This is a genomic window from Nonomuraea sp. bgisy101, from assembly GCF_057708945.1.
The window spans coordinates 1-611 of record NZ_JBYITD010000123.1 but is presented as its reverse complement, the minus strand read 5'-3'; the positions used below and the strand labels follow the sequence as shown (position 1 = coordinate 611).

Genomic DNA, 611 nt, shown 5'->3' with positions numbered 1-611 from the left:
GCGACAGGAGTGAGAACAGATGGCCGACGCCGCACCGAGCCGCCTGGATCGGCGCAAGGCGCGCACCCGCGCCGCGCTCGTCCACGCGGCCCAGACCTTCATCGCCGACGGCAAGACCAACGTGGCGATCCTGGAGCTCACCCAGGCCGCCGACGTGGGCATGGGCTCGTTCTACAACCACTTCTCCGGCAAGGATGAACTCTTCCAGGCAGCCGTGGAAGACGCCCTGGACCGGCACGGCGCGGCACTGGATGAGCTGACCCGCGGCATGGACGACCCGGCCGAGGTGTTCGCCTTCAGCTTCCGGCTGACCGGACGCCTGCACCGCCGCCATCCCCAGCTCAGCAAAGTCCTGCTCAACACCGGCCTGGCCATCGCCACCTCCGAGCACGGCATCGCCCCGCGCGTGCGACGCGACATCCAAGCCGGCATCCAGGCCGGGCGCTTCACCGTGGGCGATCCGGAGCTCGCTTTGGTGATGGCCGCAGGCGCCGCACTATGCCTCGGCCAACTGCTCCACACCCAGCCCGACCGCGACGACGCCCAGGCCACCGACCAGATCACCGAAGACCTGCTGCGCACCTTCGGCATCCCCACCGACGAGGCCCACC

1 protein-coding gene is annotated in these 611 nt (G+C 69.9%); it reads left to right on the top strand.

Annotated elements, in window-relative coordinates; genetic code table 11:
- Positions 1-19: 19 nt before the first annotated feature.
- On the top strand, positions 20-611 hold a 592-nt coding region (locus tag AC3EO4_RS55715), incomplete at its 3' end, for a TetR/AcrR family transcriptional regulator (protein WP_431905002.1).